Source organism: Flavobacterium sp. 90, from assembly GCF_004339525.1.
GTDB lineage: Bacteria > Bacteroidota > Bacteroidia > Flavobacteriales > Flavobacteriaceae > Flavobacterium.
The window spans coordinates 633,685-658,595 of sequence record NZ_SMGE01000001.1; the positions used below are offsets into that span (position 1 = coordinate 633,685).

General features: G+C 31.6%; 16 protein-coding genes and 1 CRISPR repeat array. Of the genes, 12 read left to right on the plus strand and 4 right to left on the minus strand.

Features of this window, described 5'->3' with window-relative positions; translation table 11 throughout:
• Positions 1–126: 126 nt before the first annotated feature.
• The 9 genes from C8C83_RS02695 to C8C83_RS02735 all read left to right on the plus strand — a co-directional run bounded on the left by C8C83_RS02695 (position 127) and on the right by C8C83_RS02735 (position 13,037).
• Entirely contained in the window at positions 127–2,346 is a 2,220-nt protein-coding gene (locus tag C8C83_RS02695; protein ID WP_121329930.1) for an alpha-galactosidase, read from the plus strand.
• A 789-nt stretch (positions 2,347–3,135) separates the two neighbouring features.
• On the plus strand, positions 3,136–4,248 hold the full coding sequence (locus C8C83_RS02700) for a hypothetical protein (RefSeq protein WP_121326320.1): 1,113 nt from the start codon (positions 3,136–3,138) through the stop codon (positions 4,246–4,248).
• A 29-nt stretch (positions 4,249–4,277) separates the two neighbouring features.
• Positions 4,278–5,750, plus strand: coding sequence for a T9SS type A sorting domain-containing protein (locus C8C83_RS02705; RefSeq protein ID WP_121326321.1), 1,473 nt, complete (start codon positions 4,278–4,280; stop codon positions 5,748–5,750).
• A 47-nt stretch (positions 5,751–5,797) separates the two neighbouring features.
• Positions 5,798–6,727: a hypothetical protein gene (locus C8C83_RS02710; RefSeq protein ID WP_121326322.1), complete on the plus strand. Its 930-nt coding sequence runs from the start codon at positions 5,798–5,800 to the stop codon at positions 6,725–6,727.
• 33 nt (positions 6,728–6,760) lie between these two features.
• Complete coding sequence (locus C8C83_RS02715) at positions 6,761–7,282, plus strand: hypothetical protein (protein ID WP_121326323.1); 522 nt, start codon at positions 6,761–6,763, stop codon at positions 7,280–7,282.
• A 301-nt stretch (positions 7,283–7,583) separates the two neighbouring features.
• On the plus strand, positions 7,584–8,504 hold the full coding sequence (locus tag C8C83_RS02720; protein WP_132011644.1) for a hypothetical protein: 921 nt from the start codon (positions 7,584–7,586) through the stop codon (positions 8,502–8,504).
• 5 nt (positions 8,505–8,509) lie between these two features.
• Positions 8,510–9,136, plus strand: coding sequence for a hypothetical protein (locus tag C8C83_RS02725; protein WP_132011645.1), 627 nt, complete (start codon positions 8,510–8,512; stop codon positions 9,134–9,136).
• A 440-nt stretch (positions 9,137–9,576) separates the two neighbouring features.
• Positions 9,577–11,163: a transglutaminase-like domain-containing protein gene (locus C8C83_RS02730; protein WP_132011646.1), complete on the plus strand. Its 1,587-nt coding sequence runs from the start codon at positions 9,577–9,579 to the stop codon at positions 11,161–11,163.
• Between the two features lie 65 nt (positions 11,164–11,228).
• A complete protein-coding gene (locus C8C83_RS02735) occupies positions 11,229–13,037 on the plus strand; it encodes an O-antigen ligase family protein (RefSeq protein WP_132011647.1) in 1,809 nt (602 codons plus the stop codon).
• A 647-nt stretch (positions 13,038–13,684) separates the two neighbouring features.
• Here C8C83_RS02735 and C8C83_RS02740 read toward each other — a convergent pair.
• Positions 13,685–14,116 (minus strand): hypothetical protein, encoded by a 432-nt coding sequence (locus C8C83_RS02740; RefSeq protein ID WP_121326329.1) that lies wholly within the window; start codon positions 14,114–14,116, stop codon positions 13,685–13,687.
• A gap of 1,150 nt (positions 14,117–15,266) precedes the next feature.
• Between C8C83_RS02740 and C8C83_RS02745 the strand changes: the two genes are divergently transcribed.
• From C8C83_RS02745 to cas2, 3 genes are all read left to right on the plus strand, one after another.
• Positions 15,267–16,490: a site-specific integrase gene (locus C8C83_RS02745; RefSeq protein WP_121326330.1), complete on the plus strand. Its 1,224-nt coding sequence runs from the start codon at positions 15,267–15,269 to the stop codon at positions 16,488–16,490.
• Positions 16,491–16,944: 454 nt separating this feature from the next.
• Positions 16,945–17,859, plus strand: coding sequence for a type II CRISPR-associated endonuclease Cas1 (gene cas1 / locus C8C83_RS02750; RefSeq protein ID WP_121326331.1), 915 nt, complete (start codon positions 16,945–16,947; stop codon positions 17,857–17,859).
• Positions 17,835–18,164: a CRISPR-associated endonuclease Cas2 gene (gene cas2, locus C8C83_RS02755; protein WP_073485070.1), complete on the plus strand. Its 330-nt coding sequence runs from the start codon at positions 17,835–17,837 to the stop codon at positions 18,162–18,164. The genes cas1 and cas2 overlap by 25 nt, the downstream gene beginning before the upstream one ends.
• A 167-nt stretch (positions 18,165–18,331) precedes the next feature.
• Positions 18,332–20,413: a CRISPR direct-repeat array (repeat unit 36 nt; unit sequence AATATCGTGTTTTCTAATCTTTAATCAAACCACAAC).
• Positions 20,414–20,488: 75 nt separating this feature from the next.
• Here cas2 and C8C83_RS02760 read toward each other — a convergent pair.
• From C8C83_RS02760 to cas9, 3 genes are read right to left on the minus strand one after another with little or no spacing between them, the layout of a single operon-like run.
• Positions 20,489–20,785: a type II toxin-antitoxin system RelE/ParE family toxin gene (locus C8C83_RS02760; RefSeq protein WP_121326332.1), complete on the minus strand. Its 297-nt coding sequence runs from the start codon at positions 20,783–20,785 to the stop codon at positions 20,489–20,491.
• Complete coding sequence (locus tag C8C83_RS02765; protein WP_121326333.1) at positions 20,778–21,023, minus strand: CopG family transcriptional regulator; 246 nt, start codon at positions 21,021–21,023, stop codon at positions 20,778–20,780. Before C8C83_RS02765 ends, C8C83_RS02760 begins: the two co-directional genes overlap by 8 nt.
• Before the next feature lie 51 nt (positions 21,024–21,074).
• Positions 21,075–24,449 carry a type II CRISPR RNA-guided endonuclease Cas9 gene (gene cas9, locus C8C83_RS02770; protein WP_121326334.1) on the minus strand — a complete coding sequence of 1,125 codons (3,375 nt, stop codon included), beginning with the start codon at positions 24,447–24,449 and terminating at the stop codon, positions 21,075–21,077.
• Positions 24,450–24,911: the final 462 nt, after the last annotated feature.

The following is a 24,911-nucleotide window of genomic DNA, read 5'->3' on the forward strand; positions in this document are numbered from 1 at the left end:
GGCAAGTAAAAACACTTGCCTTTAACTTTTATTTTCAAAGCAGATACTCTTTTGCTAAATATGATTTTTAGTAGAAATGCTTTAATTTTTAAGTTTTTAAATCAGAAAAAAATAGTTTTTAAAATTATGAATAAAAAAATCCCGCATTATTTTTATAAAAAATGGTTATTCCTTTTTAGTTTAATAACAACAGTCATGAATTTATCGGCGCAAACAATTATTCCTATAGCTACGGAAAATAACCTTATGTTACTGCAGACAGATAACACCAATAGGTTGAGAATGGTTTATTTTGGAAAACCATTAGATAATGAAAGTGAATATAAGTCGGTATCTGCGAATTATAATTATGATGAATCTAATGCTGGCATATATAATGCGGCCTATACTTCTGCAGGAACATGGAATCTTTCTGAACCTGCAATTCAGGTCAAACATGCAGATGGGAATCCTTCTTTAGAGTTGAAATATGTGAGTTTTAAAAAGGAAATAATTAATACTGATATTTCAATAACCAGTATTCTTCTTAAAGATCCTCTTTATCCGTTTGAAGTGACCTTGTTTTATAAAGTTTGGAAAAAAGAAAATATTATCGAACAATGGACGGAAATAAAACACAAGGAGAAAAAACCTGTGCTTTTGCAAAAATATGCTTCTGCTAATTTATATTTTGCTGATAAAGACTTTTATCTGACAAGTTTTCAGGGTGAATATTTGAAAGAAATGCAGCCAAAAGAAGCGTTATTAACACAAGGTATTAAAACAGTAGATTCAAAATTAGGAACGAGAGCAATGCTTTTACAGACACCTAATTTTATTGTGTCTTTTGGTAAACCTGCTTCTGAAGAGGAAGGAAATGTACTAGTTGGTCAATTAGCATGGAGTGGTAGTTTTAAGCTGGACTTCGAAATCGATTCACACAAAAACCTTCGTCTTATTGCTGGTGTTAATCCATTTGCATCAGAATATTCATTAGCTCCCAATGAAACATTTAAAACGCCTTCTTTAATCTATGCAGTGTCCAATCATGGAACTGGTCAGGCGAGTAGAAATTTACACGATTGGGCGAGAAAATATAGGGTGTTAGATGGTGCAGGAGAACGACTTACTTTGTTGAATAACTGGGAAGCAACCTATTTTGATTTTGATGAAAATAAAATAAAAGCTTTGTTTAAAGATGCTAAAGAGATTGGAGTTGATTTATTTTTGTTAGATGATGGTTGGTTTGGTAATAAGTATCCAAGAAATAATGATGATGCAGGACTTGGAGACTGGCAGGAAAATAAAAAGAAGTTGCCAAGCGGGTTAGGTTATTTAGTAAAGGAAGCTAAAAATGAAGGAGTGAAATTTGGTATTTGGATTGAGCCTGAAATGGTGAATCCTAAAAGTGAATTGTATGAAAAACATTTGGATTGGGTAATACGGCAACCAGAACGACCAGAGATTTATTATAGAAATCAAATGGTGTTAGATTTGTCAAATCCAGAGGTTCAGGATTTTGTGTTTGGAATTGTAGACGATTTGTTTGTTAAAAATCCAGAATTAGCTTTTATAAAATGGGATTGCAATGCGGTGATTTATAATGCTTATTCTGCTTATCTCAATAAAAAAGGAATTCCACAGTCTAATTTATATGTTGATTACATAAAAGGTTTGTATAAAGTATTGCAACGCATTCGTTCCAAATATCCAAAAGTACCTATGATGTTATGTTCTGGAGGAGGAGGAAGAGGTGATTATGAATTACTTCAATATTTTACAGAATTTTGGCCAAGTGATGATACAGAACCTTTGGAGCGTGTTTTTTTACAATGGAATTATTCGTATTTTTTCCCTTCAATTGCTACAGATAATCATGTCACTGATTGGGGGAAACAACCTTTAAAATTTAGGATTGATGTGGCTAGTATGGGAAAATTAGGATTTGATGTTGTAGTATCACATTTAAAAGAAGAAGATAAGGAGTTTTGTAAACAAGCGATAAGTAATTATAATTCTTTTAAAGACATAGTGTGGCATGGAGATATGTATCGTCTTGTCAATCCTTATGAAAATGATATTGCGGCATTAATGTATGTTAATCCAGATAAAAGTAAAAGTATTGTTTTTAATTATTTGGTAAGTAATAGATTTAATATCACAGCAACTAAAAGGCCTGTTGTGTTGAAAGGGTTGAATCCTAATAAAAAGTATTCAGTAAAAGAAGTTAATTTATACCCTGGTACAACATCAACAATTGATGCTAAAAATGTTTTTACAGGGGATTTTTTAATGAAAGTTGGTTTTAATCCAAATGTTACCTTGCAAAGAACTAGTGTTTTGTTAGAAATAAGTGAGGTTGAATGATTAGCATTTAAAAATTGAATATGGAACAGTAATTCTGCAAAAAAACGTTTTGTAGATTTTGCGACTCATTATCCACAATTTATTCAACGTTTCCGCAGCATCTTATTATTTCTTTAGGTATCACAAAAAAAGGAGACGAATTAGAATACTAAGGAGTGAAATAACTTCTCCTTTAAGTTTTAATGTAGAAAAACCGTTGAGGAATGTCAACGGTTTTTTTTGTTATAGTGTGCCCAGCATGAGCGGTAACTCTAGGTTGTAAGTCCCGAACGCACCTTTACACTGGGAAGTGTTAGCTAACTGCAAGGGTGTCCATTGTGAGGTGGAATCTGAAGGAAGCAGTAGGCAAACTCTTGGCCTGACGGATAGAAACTATATATAAGGCCAGAAATGTTAGATAAAGTTGCTATACAAACTAAAGTCTTTTCCTTAGGGGCTTTGATCTCTAACATGACTTTCTTAAAGTGAATATAAGAAATATTTTTACTACAATTTCTTAATCTTTTAAAGATAAAAAAATGATTTTTCATCATCCTCTCATTGAATTTTCTTCAAATCCTACAACAAGTGATTCGAATTCAGTACCGTCATTATACGAATTTTGTAAAACCAAGTAAAGTTTTTTTAGTTCAAACAAATTATCTGATTTTTTAATTATCTAGTTACTCGCTTTTCAAAAGTGATAGAATAGTACTCTATTTTGGAAAAATAATACTACAAAACAATTCTTTTAATCGTAATTTTGATGAATGTTTTTATAAATAAAATACTACTTACATACATTTAATTATGATTAAAAAATTACCCTTTTTCGTTCTTGTCTTATTTTTACTCCAAATTAAATTTCTTTATAGTCAGTCAAACAAAACAAGCACTCTTATTGATAATTTTGAAATTACAATGAATGAAACTGGTTTATCAAAACCTCAAATTTTACAAATCAAAGACTTATTGATTAAAAAAGATCAACTTCTCACTGAGAATATAGAATTAGAAAAAGAACTTAACGCAAAGTATCCTTTTGTTTTTCATGATCAAGAAACCACTACTAAATACATTAACCAGCAATTTGTACACTCATTATCTGAAATTGTTACAATATCTCAATTCAAACAATTATTCCTGTCGCAGCTTAATTACAGAATAAAAACAATTGCAGAAGATAAATTTAATCTTTCAAAAAAGAGATATAAGTTTACTGTTGATCAGGAAGCAAAACTTAAAAAATTACTGCAGGAAACCACAACTAATGAAATCATTATCAAAGAGTATTACAGCTATGATGATAATTTATCATGGAACAATTATACCGAAGAAAAAATAAAGTCCTCAGATAAAGAAAGGGAATTGCTGAAAAGTTTCGGATTATTTTATTCTAAAAATACTAAAACGGACAACCTTATTAAAAAACTTATTGAGGCTCAAGTTGATGCTGAAAGAATAAATCAAATTTTACTGGCATTGCAGATTTTACAAGAAAGAAATGACAAAAGACTTAAAACATGGAGAGAAAATGATGTCGCCAATGCCTTCAATTTTCATGACCCAGGCGATGATGAATATGCTATTTATCTTGACTTCCGTGAACAATTAAGTAAAATATTAAAAATAGAAGAATTCAAAACTGTTTTTGTATCCCAGATGCAAAACAGAATTGTCCGTGATACCCAAAAAGAATTTCAAATTTTGAAAAGTGCTTACAAGCTTACCGATGCACAGTATGATGAAATTCAAAAATTAGTTCTGGAAAAGAATACTGAGAAAATAGTAACAGAAGAATACTATAAATACAGTTACGAATTGTACCAGCAAAAATTGCGCGCTGTTGAATATCGACATGAAAAAAATATCCGAGAGACCATTCAAAAAATGATGAACGTAACTATGGAAATTAAAAAATAAATAACTATCACTAACCAAACTTTACTAAAATGAAACAAAAATTACTTCTATTAAGTTGCTTTCTATCGGGATTTGCCAACTATGCCCAGAACGACTGTGCAGAAACGAATAAACAAGCGCAAACGTATTTATTGGGAACAGCAGATAGTAAACCCGATTACCCAAAAGCATATGTTATTGTACAAGATTGTGCAAACCAGGGGGATGCTTCTTCCTTGGCTATCTCTGGAATTATGCGCCTTAATGGATTAGGGATTGAAAAAGATGAAAACCTTGCCTTTGAATATTTGATGAAAGCGGCTCTACAAGGACATCCTTCGGCAGAATATAACATAGGTCGTTTTTACATGATAGGTACAGGCTGTGACATTGACTTTGATAAGGCAATATACTGGCTCACATTGGCATCTGACCATGGAGATGAACAAGCTGCCTATTCCATTGGTTACATGTATCTAAAAGGACTCGGGGTGCCACAAGATTATAAAAAAGCTATTTCATGGTTTGAAATATCTTCCTGGCCTATGGCTAAACACTGGTTGGGTAATTGTTACTATTTTGGCTATGGAGTACCTAAAGACGAGAATAAGGCAATCCTGTATTATACTCAAAGCCATACGGGAAACAGTGAGCAACTTTTAAAACACATTGCACAAAATGTGAAAGAAAATGTTGATATCGCAATTAATAATGAACTAAAGGAAAAAGAAACTCCAGAAAACACGGGTATTGCCAAAGAAGCAATCGATAAATTAACAATCGAAACGCCTCAACAAACGGAGAATAGAACTCTTAAAGCCAAATATCTTAATGGTAAATGGAAAGGAAAATTGATAGAATTAGACTGGTCAGGCAAACAAATCATGAAAGTATTGCCTTTAAATAGTGAGTTTTCAGCAGAAGGGAATACTGTAAATTATAAATGGGAAATTAACAAAACTACAAGTCAGTCTACAGCTATCTGGGAAGATAACGCTTTGTATTTTGACAAGTTAAATATGGTTTTCGACTGGCCATTTAGTGACCGACCAGATGTAAATACCATAGACTGGGAAGTGCTCTCGGCCCAAATAGAATTTAAGGTAATCAACAACAAAACTTATTTAATAGGCAATTTACAAACTTTTACCAATCAATGGAATGAGCCAGGACCACCAATGCGTGTTATCCTAAAACAAACAGGAGAAGGAGAAGATGATGATCTATCAGATGATGAACTCCTTGCTATAAGTGAGCAAAAAGATCATTTTATCGTTTTGTATCCAAATCCTTTTGTAGAAGATGTATTTATAGCTTATGAACTAGATAAGGATGCACAAGTGAGTGTAAATGTCTATGATCTTACCGGAAACCCTCTACCAGCAATCCTAGAGCCAGGAGCATTACAAACTGCAGGAAAGCATCACTACACACTTAGCGGAGGCAATCTGAAGGCAGGTATGTACATTGTACGTGTAGGAGTTGGCAATGAAATGCATTCCAGAATTTTAATAAAAAAATAGACAAGATGAAAAAACTTTATATTTGCCTCATAATTGTCTTATGTTCAATGAAAGGTTTTGCACAATTCTCGGAGTACGGGGGAACCTATTATGACTATCCATCTGGCCAAACAGGTGTTATTGTAACATATAACAACCCACAGCCTAATAATATAGGTGCGCAAATGGATGCACAAATGGCTGCAAATGCGGCTGCTGCAGCCTCACATATCCCAACACAACCTCCAATACCGCCAGCAACTGGCGGGAGCAGTGGATCACCATCAACTCCAAATACACCACCCCCACCACCAATAACTCCTCCTGACCCTTGTGCTTCCGCTGCAAAAAGTGATGCAAAAACGAGCAATGCAATTCTTGCAGCTCAAAATGCATCAATAAAAACACAATCAACCACGACTGAATTCGGGGCAGAACAAAATTTAACTTCATTTCCTGTAACGAGCACTACTGGCTATAAAAATATTGCTGTACGTTCAAACGGGGCTGCTGGTTCTTTCAGTCCTAATTTTACCTGGGATGCTACAAATGGATACACAATAGGAGTTTCTCATGGTCATCCAGGAAACGGTGCTCCCTCTCCTGCGGATTTAATAAATGCATATGGTAATTTATCAAACCCACAACTGGTTGCTGGCGGTCAGGCTGCTATTGATTATTATAAAGCTAATTTTACAATATCTGTAGTAACACAAAATGAAATTTACACAGTAAGTGTTACAGATTGGACTGCATTAGGTACATTATATACTGCTTATAAAGCAAACCCAGCTGCAGCTAATACTGCATGGTCAAATGCTGCCGTTGCTTATCGTGACGCCAACGTAGGTTCAAGTTATGGTGATTACACAGCATATGCAGGATTAAAATTATATGGCAATGCAATAACTATTACCAAAAAGGATAATGCTGCCGTAAAATCTACCCCATTGAAAATTGATAGCGCTGGGAAAGTAGTAAAAACAACTTGTCCTTAGTTATTTTTTATAACTTTATAAAAAAATGAAAAAATGAAAAATTTTTTAAAATATCTTATTATAATACTTTTATTTATTTCCTGTAGCAGCACTAAAAACGTTCAAAAATTAGAATCCGTAAAATTCGAATTACCAAAAGGAGCTGTCAAAATTGAAAATGCAACCTTAGATCAAAACAATAAAAAAGATCAAAAATTGATGCTTTTAAAAAATATCTATAAAATTAATGATGTTTATATTGGAATGAATGATCCTTATAAAGGAGAGGTTAAAAACGATTTATTAAAAGATATTAAAGATGGTTCTGATTATGATTATAAAAAATTTGGTTTTATAGAATCACACCAATATAAATCAAGTCTAGAAAACATAAATAATTACGAGACGTTAATTATATATACTTATTATGAAGACGTTGGGCAATATTCTTTTAGAAAAGTCAATAAAGAGAAAACTCAAATTTTTGGAGGGACAATTGTTTTTGAAAAGCAATCGGATTACACTGAGGCCACGAAAATAGTAAACGATTTGTTAAACAGTGTCAAATTTGACTAAATAAGACCACATACAGTTTGTTCATAAATTCCTCACAAACTCAAACATGTTTCTTAAATTATTAGAGATAAATAATTAATGATACACAGTTCCAAGAACATTCTTGGAACTGTGTTGGTTTTTTATTTTCATTTCAATAGATATTTGAAAGCCAAGTAATCCACTTCAAAAAATATACTAAAATGAAAAAATAGTGATAACAGCATGCTAACTTGTTATCTACTAATTTATACACATTTTAAAATATGAAAAAATATAAAATTAATGCCTATAGCAGACAGGATTTTAACCAAAAACTAAAATGAAAAAACTATATATTTGCCTTATGATCTTCTTGTGCTCAATTAAAGGTTTTTCGCAATTCTCGGAGTATGGAGGAACATATTACGATTATCAATCTGGCCAAACCGGTGTTATTATAACATACAATAACCCACAGCCTAACTATAATAATATAGGTGCGCAAATGGATGCGCAGATGGCAGCAAATGCGGCTGCAGCAGCATCACATATCCCAGTCCAACCTGTTATTCCTCCTCCAACTGGTGGAACAACCGGATCTACACCTCCCAAACCTACGACTCCGCCACCAACGCCAAAACCGGATCCGTGTGCAGAGGTAATAAAGCAATCATTTAATACATTAACTCAACAAGGAAAATTGGCTGAAATACTTAGTAAATTTATCGGAGCAAATCCCAAATATAATATCAATATAAGTACAGGACCGATAGCAAATGGTAATTTAGCCAGTACAAACCAGTTTAACATTACGTTTAATCAAGACTATCCCAACGCAACAGTGGCTTCCAAGACAGCATCACTCATACACGAATACATACATGCCTATTTCAACACGCTTTATGAGGAATATAAAGTGACTAAAAACCCCCATATTTATGATGGTTATCCTTTCTTGTATACGGCCTTTGTAAATGGAATAGGAGACAAAGAAATTGCACATCACAATCAAATTGCATCCAGCTTTATTGACACAATGGCTGCTGTTATAAAAGAACTTCAACCAGGGATCGTTGTAGATGGTGATGTCAATCGGTTTTATACAGATATGGCTTGGGGTACTCTACAAGGAACACCTGCTTTTAATACCACGAATCTTAAACCGGAAGATATAGATAGAATTGCCTCTAGAAGAATAATGGAAAGAGATAATCAACCAAGAGGTACCAATACTCCAAAGGGAAAACCGTGTAATAAATAAAAAAAATGAAAAAAATAATCATACTACTCTGTATCTGTTTTGCATCCTGTTCAACCGTAAAAATAGAAGAACAGATTGTGCAGGACTTTGTAAAAGAAAAGGATTTGAAAAAAATCCCATTCCTAAAAGCTTCCTACTTAACTGAAGAAGCATATTCCAGTAATGAAGTTTTAGACCATTATGAAATGGCTTCTTTAGACAAAAACTTGCCTCTGGAAAATAAAAGAAGGGAAATTAGAGCTTCAATAAGCGACTCATCCATAAGTCAGGATAGAGTAAAACAGCTTAACGATACCTTGTATATAAGTTTAGATGAAATAAAACAGATGAAACTATTACACAAAAATGATAGTTTAGTCTATCATTGGGATGCTAAAAAATTCAAAACTCTTGAAATTCCAATTATTAAAAAAGAGGAATTATTATTGAAAGCTGACAAGGGAATATTGTCTATAAGTGCAACAGGACATGTTATATCTAAACCAATTGTGAGTTTAAATAAAAAATATGCGCTGTTGAAATATTTTTATGTCTCCCTCTCAGGTGGATCTGTTGAACGCACTTATCTATTAGAAAAAGAAAACGGTAAGTGGACAGTCAAACAAGTCATTTATATTCCAAATATTTATTAATTAGTCGCTTTTAGCCCAATCTTATTAAGTTAAGGTTTTTGACTGGCATTTTAGCCAAAATACCAATGCAAATATTTTGAACGGGAAAGTATTATTCTCGCAAATGGAGTTTAAGACCATCAACAAAAAAACATCTCTTATAAGCAATTTACAAACTTTTATTAAAGGAAAAGGTCTGGACCTCCGATAGATGTGGTTTTGAAACAAATAAAAGAAAGTGAAGTCGACTTGTCTAATGATGAGCTTTTGGCGATAAGTACCCAAAAAGACTATTTTATAAAATATAGAAACAAAGAAAACACAGTTACAAAAACGGTTCTTGTAACTATGTTAGGTTGATAAGTTCATTTCCATAGAAAGAGAACTGAGTAATTCATACTGAAACCAGCCAATCAATGAAGGTTTTAAATCTCTCCAAGAAAATCTTAAATTTTTATCATTTGAATACCATTTTATTTATGAAAGTAAAGAATAATCCTTTTTTTAAATTTGCCAAGGTTCAGAATAAACTCCAAATTCGATTTATCCTTTTTTCATTTTTATTTTCAGTAACTGCTTTTTGTCAATCAAAAAACGATAAAAAAATAAATACAAGTGAAATTTCTAAAGTTTTAGAATATTTTCAAAAAAAGGGCGATAAAGAGCAATATAATGCTGCAGTTTTTTTAACCGCTAATATACCGATTCATTATTCGGCAGATAATGTCTGGTTGGATAAAAATGGGAAAGAAGTTGTTTTTAGAGTAACTGATTATAAAGATATAGAAGCGGCTGGCAAAGAATTTAATACATTAAAGGATAGTATTGGAATGATTCCAAAAAACACTTTGATTAAAGACAAGGATGTCATTAAAAGTGAGTTTTTGATTAAGAATATCGAAATGGCTTTTAAAGCATGGAAAGAAAAGTCCTGGTCAAAAAACTATGATTTTAGAACATTTTGCGAATACATTCTGCCTTATCGCAGCTTATCAGAACCTATGCAGGATTGGAGAGGTGAATATCAGACGACCTTCGAGAAATTATCAGTCGGATTGTCAGATCCTACTGATCCGGTTGAATTATGCTCGAAAATAATTGATAATATAAAGCATTTTGATTTTGTATTAAAACGTTTTGACCCTAAACAACTTTTAGGACCAACAGATTTATTGTTTTGGAGAGAAGGCAATTGTCCCGATTTGGCTAATGTCGCTATTTTTGCTGGAAGGTCACTTGGTGTAGCAACAACTTTTGATTATACACCTCATTATGCAGCTTCTTCTAACAGGCACTACTGGAATACAGTTATAGACAATAAAGGTGTTCATGTTCCTTTTAACGGGAATCAGGATTTACCTTATGTTTATAATCCTGTAGCCAAACGATTAGGTAAAGTATTCAGGGTTACATTTTCGGAGCAAAAGGGGAATTTAACTTCTTTAATTCCTGAAAATGAAATCCCGGATGATTTTTTAAAAAGTAAAAACATTATAGATGTTACCTCTGAATATGTTGAAGTCAGTGAGGTTAATTATTCGTTTAGCCCTCAGGTGATTTCAAAAGTTAGTTACCTTAATGTATTTAACAGAGGTAATTGGAGGCCACTGGACTGGGCGAAAATAAACAATAATGTCTCTGTTTATAAAAATATGGGAAGGGACATAGTCTATTTGCCAAGTGTGTATGTTTCAGGAAAAATGGTTTTCGAAAATTATCCAATACTTTTAGACCAAAAAGGTATGAAAACGATATTAAAACCTGATCTACTAAATTCTTTTTCGGCAACACTTTCCAGAGAAAATGAGTATAAAAATAAGCACACAGATAATAATCCTTTACAGATTATAAAAGGCGAAAAATACAAAATATATGTATGGAGTGGTAACTGGCAGCTTCTGGAAGAACAGATTGCATCAGAAGACAACAAGGTCTTTTTTAAAAAATTACCTAAAAACGGACTTTTTTTAATGAGTTCTTCAAAACCAGATTTTTATGAACGAATATTTACCATTGAACCACTGTCAAGCCTTATCACATGGTATTAAAATAGAATTTTTTAAATAATGTATATTATGGATGTTTTTAATGTTCATTGCAATAAAAGTTACCGATGAGTAAATATAATCCCTACCTGGCAAAGAATCTGTCACATGTAATAGATTCTTTGTTTATAATTTTAGTTTTAGCATTGCCTTTTATTTCATATTCATTTATTTTAAATTCTAATAAAATTGGCAAAGAACTATACTTGGTTACTGTAGTTTCTTTATGGATAGTTTTTAAAACAGTATGCACCATAAAAAACAAAGCGCTCAAGATTTATGCTGTAGATGTAGTAATGCTTTTATTTTACTTATATCTTGTTGTCCATTATTTTCTTTTTTCTTTTTATACTTTTCTATACGACCAATTTTGGGTGTTCACATGTTATATTCTGCTCTTTTATTTATTTCGTTGGAGTTATGATAAGGAACAGGAAAAAAAGATTCTTTTTAATAGAACTATATATCTGATATGGTGCTATTGTTTTGTGCAATCTATAGCGGCATTATTGCAAAATTTTGACTTTATAAATTCCGATAATAAGTATTTTAAGACAGTAGGAACATTTATAAATCCTAACTTTTTAGGGGTTTATATGGTAGTCGGATTACTTGTTTTATTATATCAAATTCTCGTGGTTCAGGAAAAAAAAATAGTTGTCAAAGTAGCTTTGTTATTGAGTTTTTTTTCCATGTTGTATATTCTTTACTTAACAGAATCCCGGGCATCATGGATATCATTAATAATCGGTTTTCTGGTTTTAATATTTACTTCTCAAAATTGTGTTTACTTTTTCAAGGCAAACAAAAGGAAAACTATAATTTTATTTGCCATTATCAGTATCGCAGTATTCACCTCTTTGTATCTGTTATATCAGTTAAACAAGGACTCGGTTGATGGGAGGACATTGATTAGGAAAATTGCTGTTTTAGATATGCAGAAAAATCCCTTTTTTGGAAATGGGATCTTTAATTTTGACGGTGTATATAATGACTCTAAGGCTCTTTATTTTACCGAAAACCAACGCCCATGGAAAGAAGTAAAAGTAGCAGATTATGTTTCTAATGCTTTAAATGATTATATTCAAATTGTCTTTGAGATCGGATTGTTAGGGTTTGTTTTACTTGGTGTGCTATTATTTATAATGGTTAGGAAAATAGAACTAAATCCACGGACGAGATTCGCTCTTGCTATTGTTGTTGCTTTTGTTTTCTTAGGATTGTTTACATCGGTTTTATATAATCCAACAGCGATGGTTTTTATGGTCTGGGCATTGTCAATATTATTTGTTTACGGAGACAATAAAACTCAGGTGTTTATTATAGCAAATAATCGAACATTGAATGTTTTAAGAGGTATTATTATTTTTGCTTTTTTGAGTATTGGGGTTTTATTTGTTTTAAAAACTAAGTCTTTACGAGATTTTAAAACGGTGATAGAGGATAGAAGTCAGAAATTTTATTACAAACTCAGCAACAATGACATGCTTTTTATTAAAGATGATGCATTTGTTGAATTTAAACTTGGATTCGAGAAATATACCGATCAAGAGATTGACAAGGGAATTGGAATGATGGAAAACTCTGTAAAAAAATCTAAAATACCGGAAGCCAACATTATATTGGCCAATATTTATACGACTCAAAAAGATTTTATCAGGACAGAGCAATTATTGGTAGCTAATGTAGGTATTGAGCCTTTTAGATTTGAGCCAAGGGCAAACCTGCTTCATTTTTACATTCAGACAAATCAAAAGGCAAAAAGTATCAAAATAGCTGAGAAAATAATGAATTTACCTGTAAAAATTAAATCTAATAAAATCGATATTTATAAACAGGAAGCTGAAGAATATCTAATAAAAAACAACTTCCCGTAGGAGTTACCTTCATTTTTTATAATTTTAGACATAGATATATTTTACAGATCGATTATTTCAAAGACAAGATTAGCAATAAGAATGGAGAGTGTAAATATTGCATAGGCCAGATATTTATTTGCATTCCTTTAAATAATGGTAATTTTGAAATAATTGCCCCAAGAAACTATTTAAAGAAAATACAAAAATAGACAATAAAAACAATGATTTGAGATTCGATATCCTTTTGCGGGATGTTATCAACTCTGATATATTTGAGCATCTTGTTTTGAATATAATTTAGTAAATGTATAAAGGAAATCAGGGATCAATCCCAAAAAACTATGGAGTGAGAAAATTTAAGCATAAAATTTTCCGGGCTCTGCAACCATATCCTTAATTTATTAAAATGTAAATTTTAGTATTAGATATTCTATTTATTATAGATTTGAGATTTTAAGCTCAATTGCAAATTTTAACAGATATTCCTTGTTTTTACATCGTAATGATTTAATATATTGAAAGCTAAGTGCTCCAAACTTAAATAATATATTATAGCCCTTGAATTACTAGGATTTTCATAAAAGCATCGGAACCTCTTTCTGCACATAAAGACAAATAAAGCCACTGGTTTTTGTTTTTTATATGATTAATTATTTTGATAGTTGTCACATTCTAAATCCTCTTTTTCGAGAAGAAAGTGTTTGTTGAGGAAATACTGAAACTTGGGCAATGGCTTCCTTTAATGTCGGAATTGAATTTATTGAAAGGTTTTTTAGTTCCGCTTTTTTCAAAAGTTGTCCGTATCTGTTTTTACTTGTAATTTCCATTTTTTGTATATCAAAACCGTCGTTTTCTTTTCTTATCCAAAAATCGCATACAATACTCGGATTATCATCGCCTGACCATTGCAGATAAGTCGATAGTAAAAAGTTTCCGTCTCTATCAGATCTTTCTTTACCATTGTTACAGGCTTCCATATATTCGGTAATGCTATCTTTCAACTTTCCCGGATAGGCTACTTGTGTTTGAAAGTAACCATTAAAGCCTTTGTCTATGAGAATTTTTGCGAATGCATCTAAATCAGGCAACTGTTTCATAATTTTAAATTTTAGTTTATTATTTTTAAATTTTAGTTTTCAATACGGTGAATTTTTAATATTGAAACCTTCGAGTTATTACATATATAAATACAATATTATTAAGCCTAAGCTTTCAATATTACTGGAACAAATGATAAACTTTTTGTTTATTTACTGAATGCCCTTAAACTTAAGGGACTTTGTATTCTATAGAATTGGATGTGCTTTGTATCAGCCCCATTTAGGCTAGTTGCAACTTTTTAATAAACTCGGGCAATCAAATACTTTCATTATTAAACCTCTGCGAGCTCGCTTAAAATCTGGAAATCTTCAAGTAAAAGGTTCGAATTTTGTACCAAGGAGTTCACATCTTAGTACAAGTCAGAAAATATCTTATTTGTTATAAAACAACGGCATAACTTTAAGTACTTCATTGCTTCTTGTGGTTCGACGTTCTATTCAGGAAAAGTGAGCTTTTCAGGAAAAATCGAAACAATTATCTTATTCCTCATTGCCATTGTACCTTCTTAATATAAAATTGTAAGTTATAACAAATGGATAAAATGGTTATGAAGTGTTCGAATATAGCCTCATCTACACCAAGAAGAAAGTTGGCACAACTAATTTCTAAGCACTAAACGAGTCTCATTAAGACTTCCAAATCTTTACAAAACAAGTATTGTAAATTACTCACTTAAAAAGATATTCCCTATCTTTACATCGTAATGATTTAATGCGCTGACAGTTAAGTGACCCTATAGGTAACCCTTACTAAAATAATATATTGTAGCCCTTCTATTTACTGGGATTGACACAAAAATAGCGGAACCTCTTTCTCCGCTTAAAACGCGAGCCCCAATTTTTATTGGGGCTCGCAGTGTTTTTAGAGGAAGCCAAAAACTCCGGAACCCTCAATTTAAAGAAATCTCAATTCTTCAAAAACCCATTAAAATCAGGCTTTCACAAGTTTTTATCTCCGTTTACCATAATCACAATAGGCAAATTTTGGAAACCTAGGTACACCTATCAGTGCACTTTTTTGCGCTTAAAAATAAAGTTTTTTACTACAAAATAACCGAGGTCATTTCGCGAGGATTTCCCGAAAAATTTTCAAATAATTTTGTTCCTCTTATTTAATTTTACATATTAATTTTAAAAAGAATGAGTTATGCTTAAAATTTATTTTTATTTAAAATCTGAAAGAGTTAATGAAAGAAGTGAATCTAGTATTTGTACTCGTATACGCTACAAACAGCAATCACTATCTATATCCACAGGTAAATATATTTCGAAAGAAAGGTGGGATTTTACTAATAAACTGCGAAATGTTCTTAAACTGGAAAAAGAAAAAGTCATTCGCCGCAGCCTTGATCTATTTCACCTTGCCATTGAGAAAAAATTTAATGACCTAATTCAGCACAATACAGACATTTCATTATTAAATCTTAGAGATGAATTAAAAGGGAAGAAAATAATTAAAGAAAACGAAATTTCAATTATTGAAGTTTTGCAAATGCATATTGAATATTTTCGCAAAAAAGTTTCAATTGCAGAAAGATCTAAGGCTACTTTGCAAAAGTATGAACGTTCCAAAGAATTATTAATGATCTTCACCCAAAGAGAATATGATGACGTCTATCTTGCATCTAGTAAAATCGACAGCCCTTTTATATATAATTTAGAATCATATTTGAAATATGAAAGCAATTTTAAAGGAAGAATAGGGATAAAAAACAATTCTGTCGTGAAGTACATGAGAATGTACAAAACAGCCTTTAATTATGCTGTTAAAATGTATAAGTTGACTAGAAATCCTTTCGACATCTACGAGGGCAAATTGAACATTAAAAATGCTGTTTATTTAACTCCCGAAGAATTAAAAACAATAGAGACTAAAAAATTCGGCAATGAAAGATTAGAAAAAGTTAAAGATATTTTTCTTTTCTGCTGTTATACTGGATATGCCCCAATAGACGCTTCCTCTCTAACAGTGAGCAATCTGGTTACTGACAATAACAATGATCAGTGGATTCAAACTAACAGAGCCAAAACTTCCATCAGATCCAATGTTCCTATTCTTCCTCCAGTTCAAAAAATAATTAAAAAATATAAAGATCAACAGACCGGATTAATACCTCAGCTATCCAATCAAAAAATGAATGAGTATTTAAAGGAAATTGCAATTTTATGCAAAATTGATAAAAATCTTACTTGGTATGCAGCCAGACATACCTTTGCCACGACAGTTACTTTAGGAAATGGGGTACGAATAGAAAATGTGTCTTCGATGATGGGACATACAAATATTTTACAAACTCAGCATTATGCAAAAGTTTTGGATTCAAATGTGAAAGAAGATATGAATAAATTAATCGGAAAATATAAGAATTGATAAATAGAAGGAAATAACAATTACTGCATTCTAATTCATTATATAAATTTCTGTTTTTCAATTATTTATTTTGTACTAGTCCATTATATCCTCCTTTATAAATTCCCAATATTTACCTTTCAGACAATATTGCGACCATTTATACAGTAAAGGAGCTATTATTCCAAGTTCCTTAGCTAGTTTTGTAAATATTATCTCTTTCTATAACTTAATTGGACGTTTTTCTCCTTAAAGTTGCGGTCATAAGTTTTACGATTCTCTCATGTCCTAAAGTTAAGATTAGTTCTTAACTAAAACCCCATGCGAAGTTAGCAGATCTAATAATGCTAAAACTAAAATACGTAAATTATGGAAAACCGTAAAAACAACATTTCTTTTAAGTCGAACTTTAGGCAAATAATTAAAGATGCAAATTTAGATAGACAAACTGTTATTATAATTTCAAATTAAATTTATGCTAAAAAGAACTATTTTAATTGAAAACAAATTTTCCATAACGGCAAAAAACAATCAGCTGGTACTAAAATCAGAAATGAAAGAGAGTTCTATCCCAATTGAAGATATCGGCTTTCTTGTTCTCGATCATAATGAAATCTACCTCAGCATTCCTGCTATGAATTTACTTGTTGATAACAATACTTCTATTGTTATCTGCGGAAAGAATCATCTTCCCAACGGAATGCTGTTAAACCTTAACAGCCATCATATTCAGCAGGAAATATTCAAAAATCAGATTGAAGCTTCTATACCATTAAAAAAGCAATTATGGCAACAAACAATAATTGAAAAAATTAAAAACCAAGGGCAGTTACTAGAAAAAATAACTGATTCCAAAAATAGTTTTGTATTTCTGGCCAGTAAAGTATTAAGTGGAGATTCATCTAATATGGAAGGAGTTGCAGCACAACAATACTGGAAATATTTTCCTCAGCCAAATCTAGAATTTGATGGAATAAAACGGGAAAGATATGGCGACTATCCTAATAATTTCTTGAATTATGGATATGCAATTTTAAGAGCCGCAACTGCAAGAGCTCTTTCCGGAAGTGGCCTATTGAATACATTAGGAATTCACCATAAAAGTAAATACAATGCTTTTGCACTTGCTGATGATATCATGGAACCGTTTCGTCCCATTGTGGATGAGAAAGTCTTTGAAATTATGCAGCGTTTTGATGAACAAGAATTAAACACTATTATTAAGGCTGAATTATTACAAATATTAACTAGAACGGTATATTTTAAAGATGAGAAAAGTCCTTTAATGATAGCTTTACAAAAGACTGCAAGTTCTCTCCAACAATGCTTTACAGGAAATCGAAAAAAAATTAAATATCCTGCATTATGGAGCTTAACGGATATCGAATAATGTGGCTATTTGTTTTTTTTGATCTCCCCACAGAAACAAAAAAAGACAGACGAAATGCATCTGGATTTAGAAACAATTTATTAAAAGATGGATTTTCGATGATGCAATATTCTGTTTATGTACGCCACTGCGCAAGTAGTGAAAGCGCCGATGTTCATGAAAAAAGAATCCACAAACTACTACCACCTTTAGGAAAAGTAAGTGTACTTCGAATAACCGATAAGCAATTTGGTAATATCTTAAATTTTTGGGGAAAAGCAGCCTTACCATCAGCACCTCAACCTACGCAACTAGAATTATTTTAGTACTGATATATTTAATTATTAGTAACGTTTCAATGTCTAAAAACTCATTTACTAAACCCTACAATTGAAAAAATGCCACAATTATGGGTTATCAAACCATAAAAGAGGCATTTTTCTGAACGATATTCACATCTAAATCCTTATATATCAGAAGGAAACAAGCCAACTAATATCGTGTTTTCTAATCTTTAATCAAACCACAACCCTGATCTTCTCCAATAATTTTTACATATTAATATCGTGTTTTCTAATCTTTAATCAAACCACAACCTTGCTGAACCGCAACTTTGTTTTCTTCGTAATATCGTGTTTTCTAATCTTTAATCAAACCACAACCCTTGTATCATCATCGATAATAGTTAGGTTAATATCGTGTTTTCTAATCTTTAATCAAACCACAACTTACAAGTCCTGGTTTATATTCTGTTTTAGAATATCGTGTTTTCTAATCTTTAATCAAACCACAACTATCTCCGTTTGCAAATGCGACTAGTATTTAATATCGTGTTTTCTAATCTTTAATCAAACCACAACTATACGTGTTGTCAAATCACATGAATCTGTAATATCGTGTTTTCTAATCTTTAATCAAACCACAACAGAGCTAAAGGCACAGGTTACGGTCATTTCAATATCGTGTTTTCTAATCTTTAATCAAACCACAACAGCTTACCCCAAAGTCCTAACGCGTAAATAATATCGTGTTTTCTAATCTTTAATCAAACCACAACCTCGCATACTTTTTCAAATGTTTCTAAAGTAATATCGTGTTTTCTAATCTTTAATCAAACCACAACATATTGGCGGTGTTACAGATCCGGGAGCGGAATATCGTGTTTTCTAATCTTTAATCAAACCACAACGGATCGATTTTTATTTGTTTCCGGAAATTTAATATCGTGTTTTCTAATCTTTAATCAAACCACAACAGTCCGATCGTAATCAATCCAAATACCAATAATATCGTGTTTTCTAATCTTTAATCAAACCACAACAACTTCTGATTTTAAAGATAAAGCTTTGTTAATATCGTGTTTTCTAATCTTTAATCAAACCACAACCATTATTGCATATTCAAATGTATAAAAAATAATATCGTGTTTTCTAATCTTTAATCAAACCACAACCAATCGCTCTTTTCATTTGAGGATTATCCGAATATCGTGTTTTCTAATCTTTAATCAAACCACAACACATTGCTTATAATAATATTGTAAGCATCAAATATCGTGTTTTCTAATCTTTAATCAAACCACAACGGCTGCAGTAGACGCGACAACATCAACTATAATATCGTGTTTTCTAATCTTTAATCAAACCACAACCAATGTAACTTGGTTCCAAACCTCTTTCTAAATATCGTGTTTTCTAATCTTTAATCAAACCACAACTATTGGTCTCGACGGCTTTTTCTGCCGTCGAATATCGTGTTTTCTAATCTTTAATCAAACCACAACTTCTTGTGGGTATATGAATCCGTATTGCCAAATATCGTGTTTTCTAATCTTTAATCAAACCACAACTATTGGTCTCGACGGCTTTTTCTGCCGTCGAATATCGTGTTTTCTAATCTTTAATCAAACCACAACTAAGTGAATGCGTTGCTTTATTTACGTTTTAATATCGTGTTTTCTAATCTTTAATCAAACCACAACTACACTCCGTTTAAAGGCAAACCAGATTCAAATATCGTGTTTTCTAATCTTTAATCAAACCACAACATCCGATAGGAACTGAATCAAAGAAACTTCAATATCGTGTTTTCTAATCTTTAATCAAACCACAACTGAATTTCCATCTAACAGCAACCTCTTTTAAATATCGTGTTTTCTAATCTTTAATCAAACCACAACCTGATTGGCAAATGGAAAACCGTTATGCTAAATATCGTGTTTTCTAATCTTTAATCAAACCACAACCTCTTCATTGTTTTGAACGCGGGTCATTTCAATATCGTGTTTTCTAATCTTTAATCAAACCACAACAGCCTCTTTTATCGGAAAGAAGTATGATATAATATCGTGTTTTCTAATCTTTAATCAAACCACAACATGATATATAGTTTTAAATTGTTTAAGTTTAATATCGTGTTTTCTAATCTTTAATCAAACCACAACAGGTAACGATGATACAAAGTTCAGTTTTCCAATATCGTGTTTTCTAATCTTTAATCAAACCACAACCGTGCAATTCTTCATGTGAAATACTCTTACAATATCGTGTTTTCTAATCTTTAATCAAACCACAACGAAAAGCTACTGCATTCCTGCTGGGCGAATGCCATACCTTTCCGTTGTGGTTTGGATGTTTAAGATTTGAATTGTTTATGTCAAAGAACTACTATCAAAATCTTGTCTTCCAATAATGGTAATAATCTCTATCCTTTTATTTCCATTGATTTGATAGTAAATAGTATCAACACCACAAACACAATACCGATATCCTTTCTTGATGTGGTCGGCTGATGGAAATAAAAAAGGATTTTCCTCTATTCTATCAAAACAATCATAAAACATATTAAAATAGTTATCCGCTTGATTAACGCCAAACTTACCAACCCCATAATAATAAATTCTTCTTAAATCTTCTTTGGCTTCGCTACTTAAATAATAGCTATACATTAGGCAGATCTTTTTTGAATTCTGCTAACATTTCTTCTCTAGTTTGTTTTTTAACAAAACCGCTTTTTTCTCCCTTATCTATTTTAGCCCTCACAAACTCATAATATTCATCTTGTGAACGAGCTTGCTTAATCAAATAGTTAATAGCTTCACTTTTACTACTAAATTCTTCTGTACTAACCTGATTTTTAAGCCACTCTTCATTCGGTGCAGTTAATGATATACTTTGTCGTGTCATAACAATAATTTTTAATGTGGTGTAAATTTACACCAAAATTTCGAAATGAAATTACATTTTGAAAATTTTTCCTGAAACTGAAATCTTTACTTTTATCGGATTAAACGTAAACCATCCTGTTTTTCCTTCTCCAAAACCTCTTATTTGTTTGTAATCATCATCCGTTATTGTTGAAGATTTATGCTTTCTAAAAAAATAATCGCCAGAAGTTAATTTTTGCACCCTGTACAAACTGTCTCTTAAAATTTCATAATCGGGAATTACCCAGTTTATCTCATCTTCATTTAACCCCAATAAAAACATATCATTAATATGCAAAGTGGCAATTATTTTACTTCCATCTGCTGGCAATTGATAAGTTGGAAATCCTTTTCTTTTTCTTTCTACAACGGTCCAAAATGTAACCACTTCTTCTTTTAAATTTCCCTTTTCATCTTTATAAATGAGTACGTGATGATTATTTCTTGGATTCACCCATTGATTTACATTGTCTTTTAATTTTTCAGCTCCACTAATATTTTCTTTCATTCTGACTTTCAAAATTGGAACTGGATTACCGTTTTTATTTGGCAAGAAAATTTGTGGTTGTTTGACTCCGCTTTCATCAACAATGAAAAAAGTGTTAGCAGGAATAGCACCTTTTACGAATCCACCAAGTTCCTGAATCCTTTTATGAATTAATTTCCTAATAACTTCATCAACCACTTTTTCTAATTGTTTCTCGGTTGTTAAACTATCAATTGATTTCCTAACATGAAATGCTTCATCCCCATTAAAATTTCGTTTACCAAAAACAGTTTCCTTATGCAATTGCCCTCGTGCTGCAACTCCTTTATTTATATATGTTTTTCCATTTTTCTCTACTTTAGTATATCGAATCGTTATATCATTAGAAATACGTTTATGAGAAATCAATATTTTATCGACCGCTTTTTCAGCATCAAATCGGAAAGTTTCCCAAGGCATCGGAAAATCTTTTAAATCGTAGTTTCTATTATAACGATTCCATTTTGATAATTCCTGTAAATAATTTGTCTTCCCACAAGCCATAACCAAAGCATCAATGGCATGATGACGATGATCTTCTCGCGTTTTAGCATTTTCATCATTCAAAACCGTATTCAAACCCCATTTTTGACGTAAGTTGGCTGTCATTTGACCTGGAGAAACATTTACTTTTTTACATATTTGTGTTAAATAAGATGACGCTTCTTTACTTATAAACCGGGTATCATTTAATTGTCTTGAAGAAAAATCATCGTCAAATTTTTGCTGTACAAATCGCTTGAATTTTTGATAGGCATTTGGATATTCCTTAGTATCAGAAAACAATTTTAAAGCTCGTTCTTTTCTGGAAATCCAATCCAATTCATCATTTCCATAAAATTCAAAAGGTGTTTTGTCTCCTTTTCGTCTATTTTCATCTGCATAACACAATGTTTTATTATTGAAACTATCGTTTAGCGAACGACTCCAGGGATGAATATGCTCTATTTGTATTTCTCCCGTAAAAAGTTTGGTAACTGGAATTACAACACCCGTATAAGGACAGGTCTGCTTGCACTCCTCCCAAAGCTTAAATCTTAGAATGTTATCATGAGAAACTCTTACGTACTTTTCTACTTCCTTTTTTACTCTGTCATTTTCTCGCTCCAATCGTTTTTGATCTCTGCGGATTTTATTTCGTTGCGACTTGGATATTTTCAGGTCACGAGCCATTTCTACTTTTATTTCATCCAATTGCCCGTGCTCTTCGATTAATTCATTGACCAATTTTCGTAATTCAAATAAAGCTGTAATTACAATTGGATTTCTAATACCTTGAATATCCTTGTCTGCCTGTTTCCCTGTTGGTAGTTTTTCTAATAATATTAAAGAATCAATTGTTGCAGAATGATGGTAAAGCTTCTTTAATTGTTTCTCATTAAATTGAAATTCTTTTCGAAGTAAATCTTTAATTGTATCTATAAATCCACCCGAAATTTTAGATCTAATAATTGCTTCAACATTATCAACTAAATCTAATTGTTTTTGATTGTTTTCTACTGTATCATTCTGCCATTTATTGCTAAAACTGTTTTTAATTCCACCCATGACTACTGCAACATCATACGTATATCCTTGCTTTAGAAAAGGCAAAATATTTCCAATAGATTTTCGGCTCAAACTGGCATAGCCATCTTTTACATTAAATTTTGAAATAGCAATTGCTTGTTCTTCTGTAAATTCCCAATTCTTAATGGCATATTCTTTTAGGTTTGATTTACTATCAAAAAAATACAGGACATGCCAAATATCTTCTTGCTCTTTATCTGAAAAATCAAACCATTTTTTACCAAAAAACTTTTTATTGGATAAGTTAGAAATGGTATGTGTTCCAACTATTTTATCGTCGTCTTTATAATTAAACTTGAATTCTGCACTTTCTTTCCCGATGGCTTTTCGTAGTTTTTTAAATTCAATTTTATCAAATGAAAGCAATTGCTCAACTAATTTAGCTTTTTCTTCTTCAGAGATTTTCTTCCCATTATATTCAACTGTATTAACCCATTGCCAAATTCTAAACATTTCTACAGGAATAGCACTTATAGGGCATTTAGTTTTTGATGGTTCAAAAGAACAGTTTCCAACTAAATGCTTTTGAGAGCGCAAAGGTCTTTGATGAAATAAAATACCGTCTTCTGTGTAATTATCTTGTTTTCTACCTCCAAAAATGGTTTTTAAATCATAATTCAAAACCGAATGAAATTCTGACTGTTTCTCCCAAATCAGTTCAAATTCGTCAATATACATTTTACGAGTAGTATATCTGTTTCTGATTCTTTCTAGTCCATCTTGAAAAGGTTGATTTTCTTTTGGATAAATCTCATATAAATATGACCCTAATGTTTTTCCTTCAATACTTTCTAAAGTATCATCAATTCCTATTTTTCCTTCTTTAGCATTTCCTTTAAAAATAGCTCCATCATCGCTTCCTCCTTTTCTACTATTACTTAAAAATCCTCGTCTTTGAATTAAATGATAAAAAATCCGACCTATTTCTTCTAAAGATAATTTCTCCTTCAATGCTTTTTGACGCAATTCATAAGGATTCATAGCAAACCAAGTTGCTAATTTTTCAGAAGGGAATTGTTTAGTTTGTTTCCAATCTTCAAAATCTTTGGTGTTTATTGGACACATATTGTTTTCTGAAAGTGATTTTAGTAATACTTTCTTTCTTAGCTTTCGTCTAAAAAACTGACGTCGAACTCCTCTTGCTCCTGTTCGACTTGCATTCTTAGATATCTCGTTATCGCCATCACCAAGATTCTCAACCCCCATTGGAAAAATTCTACTTCCAATCCCTAAAATTTTATTTAATTTATCGTCAATTAATGCCCAACCTATCGAGTTAGTTCCTAAATCTAATCCTAAAATCTTTGCCATATTTCTTAAATTTAATCTGCACGGAATTTACTATAAAAAAAATTAAGACAATTACGGTTTTCCTTTTTCTACCATAATACTTTTTCTATATATTTGTGACTGATTAAAATTTCTAATCTTTAATCTTATCACAATAAGGCTATATGCCGTAGATGAAAATCTTTAGTCCTGCTTCGGTGGGACTTTTTTGTTATCTTTAAGAATTACAAATCCCTCAACTATCTTTGAAATAGGTAATACCTGAAATAAAGAAGTTATATTTTTAGTTATTTTCTCTCCCTTTTTACTTGGTATTATCCAATAAAGAAGACATGTATAAGCTAATGGAGAAATACAAAAAAAGTAATCTCTAAGAAAACCAAGTTATGATATAATATATTGCCTGATAGTAAATCAGACTTAAAATCAATTTATAAAACTTGTAGAAATTATATTTGTCAGACCCATTATGCTTATAATACA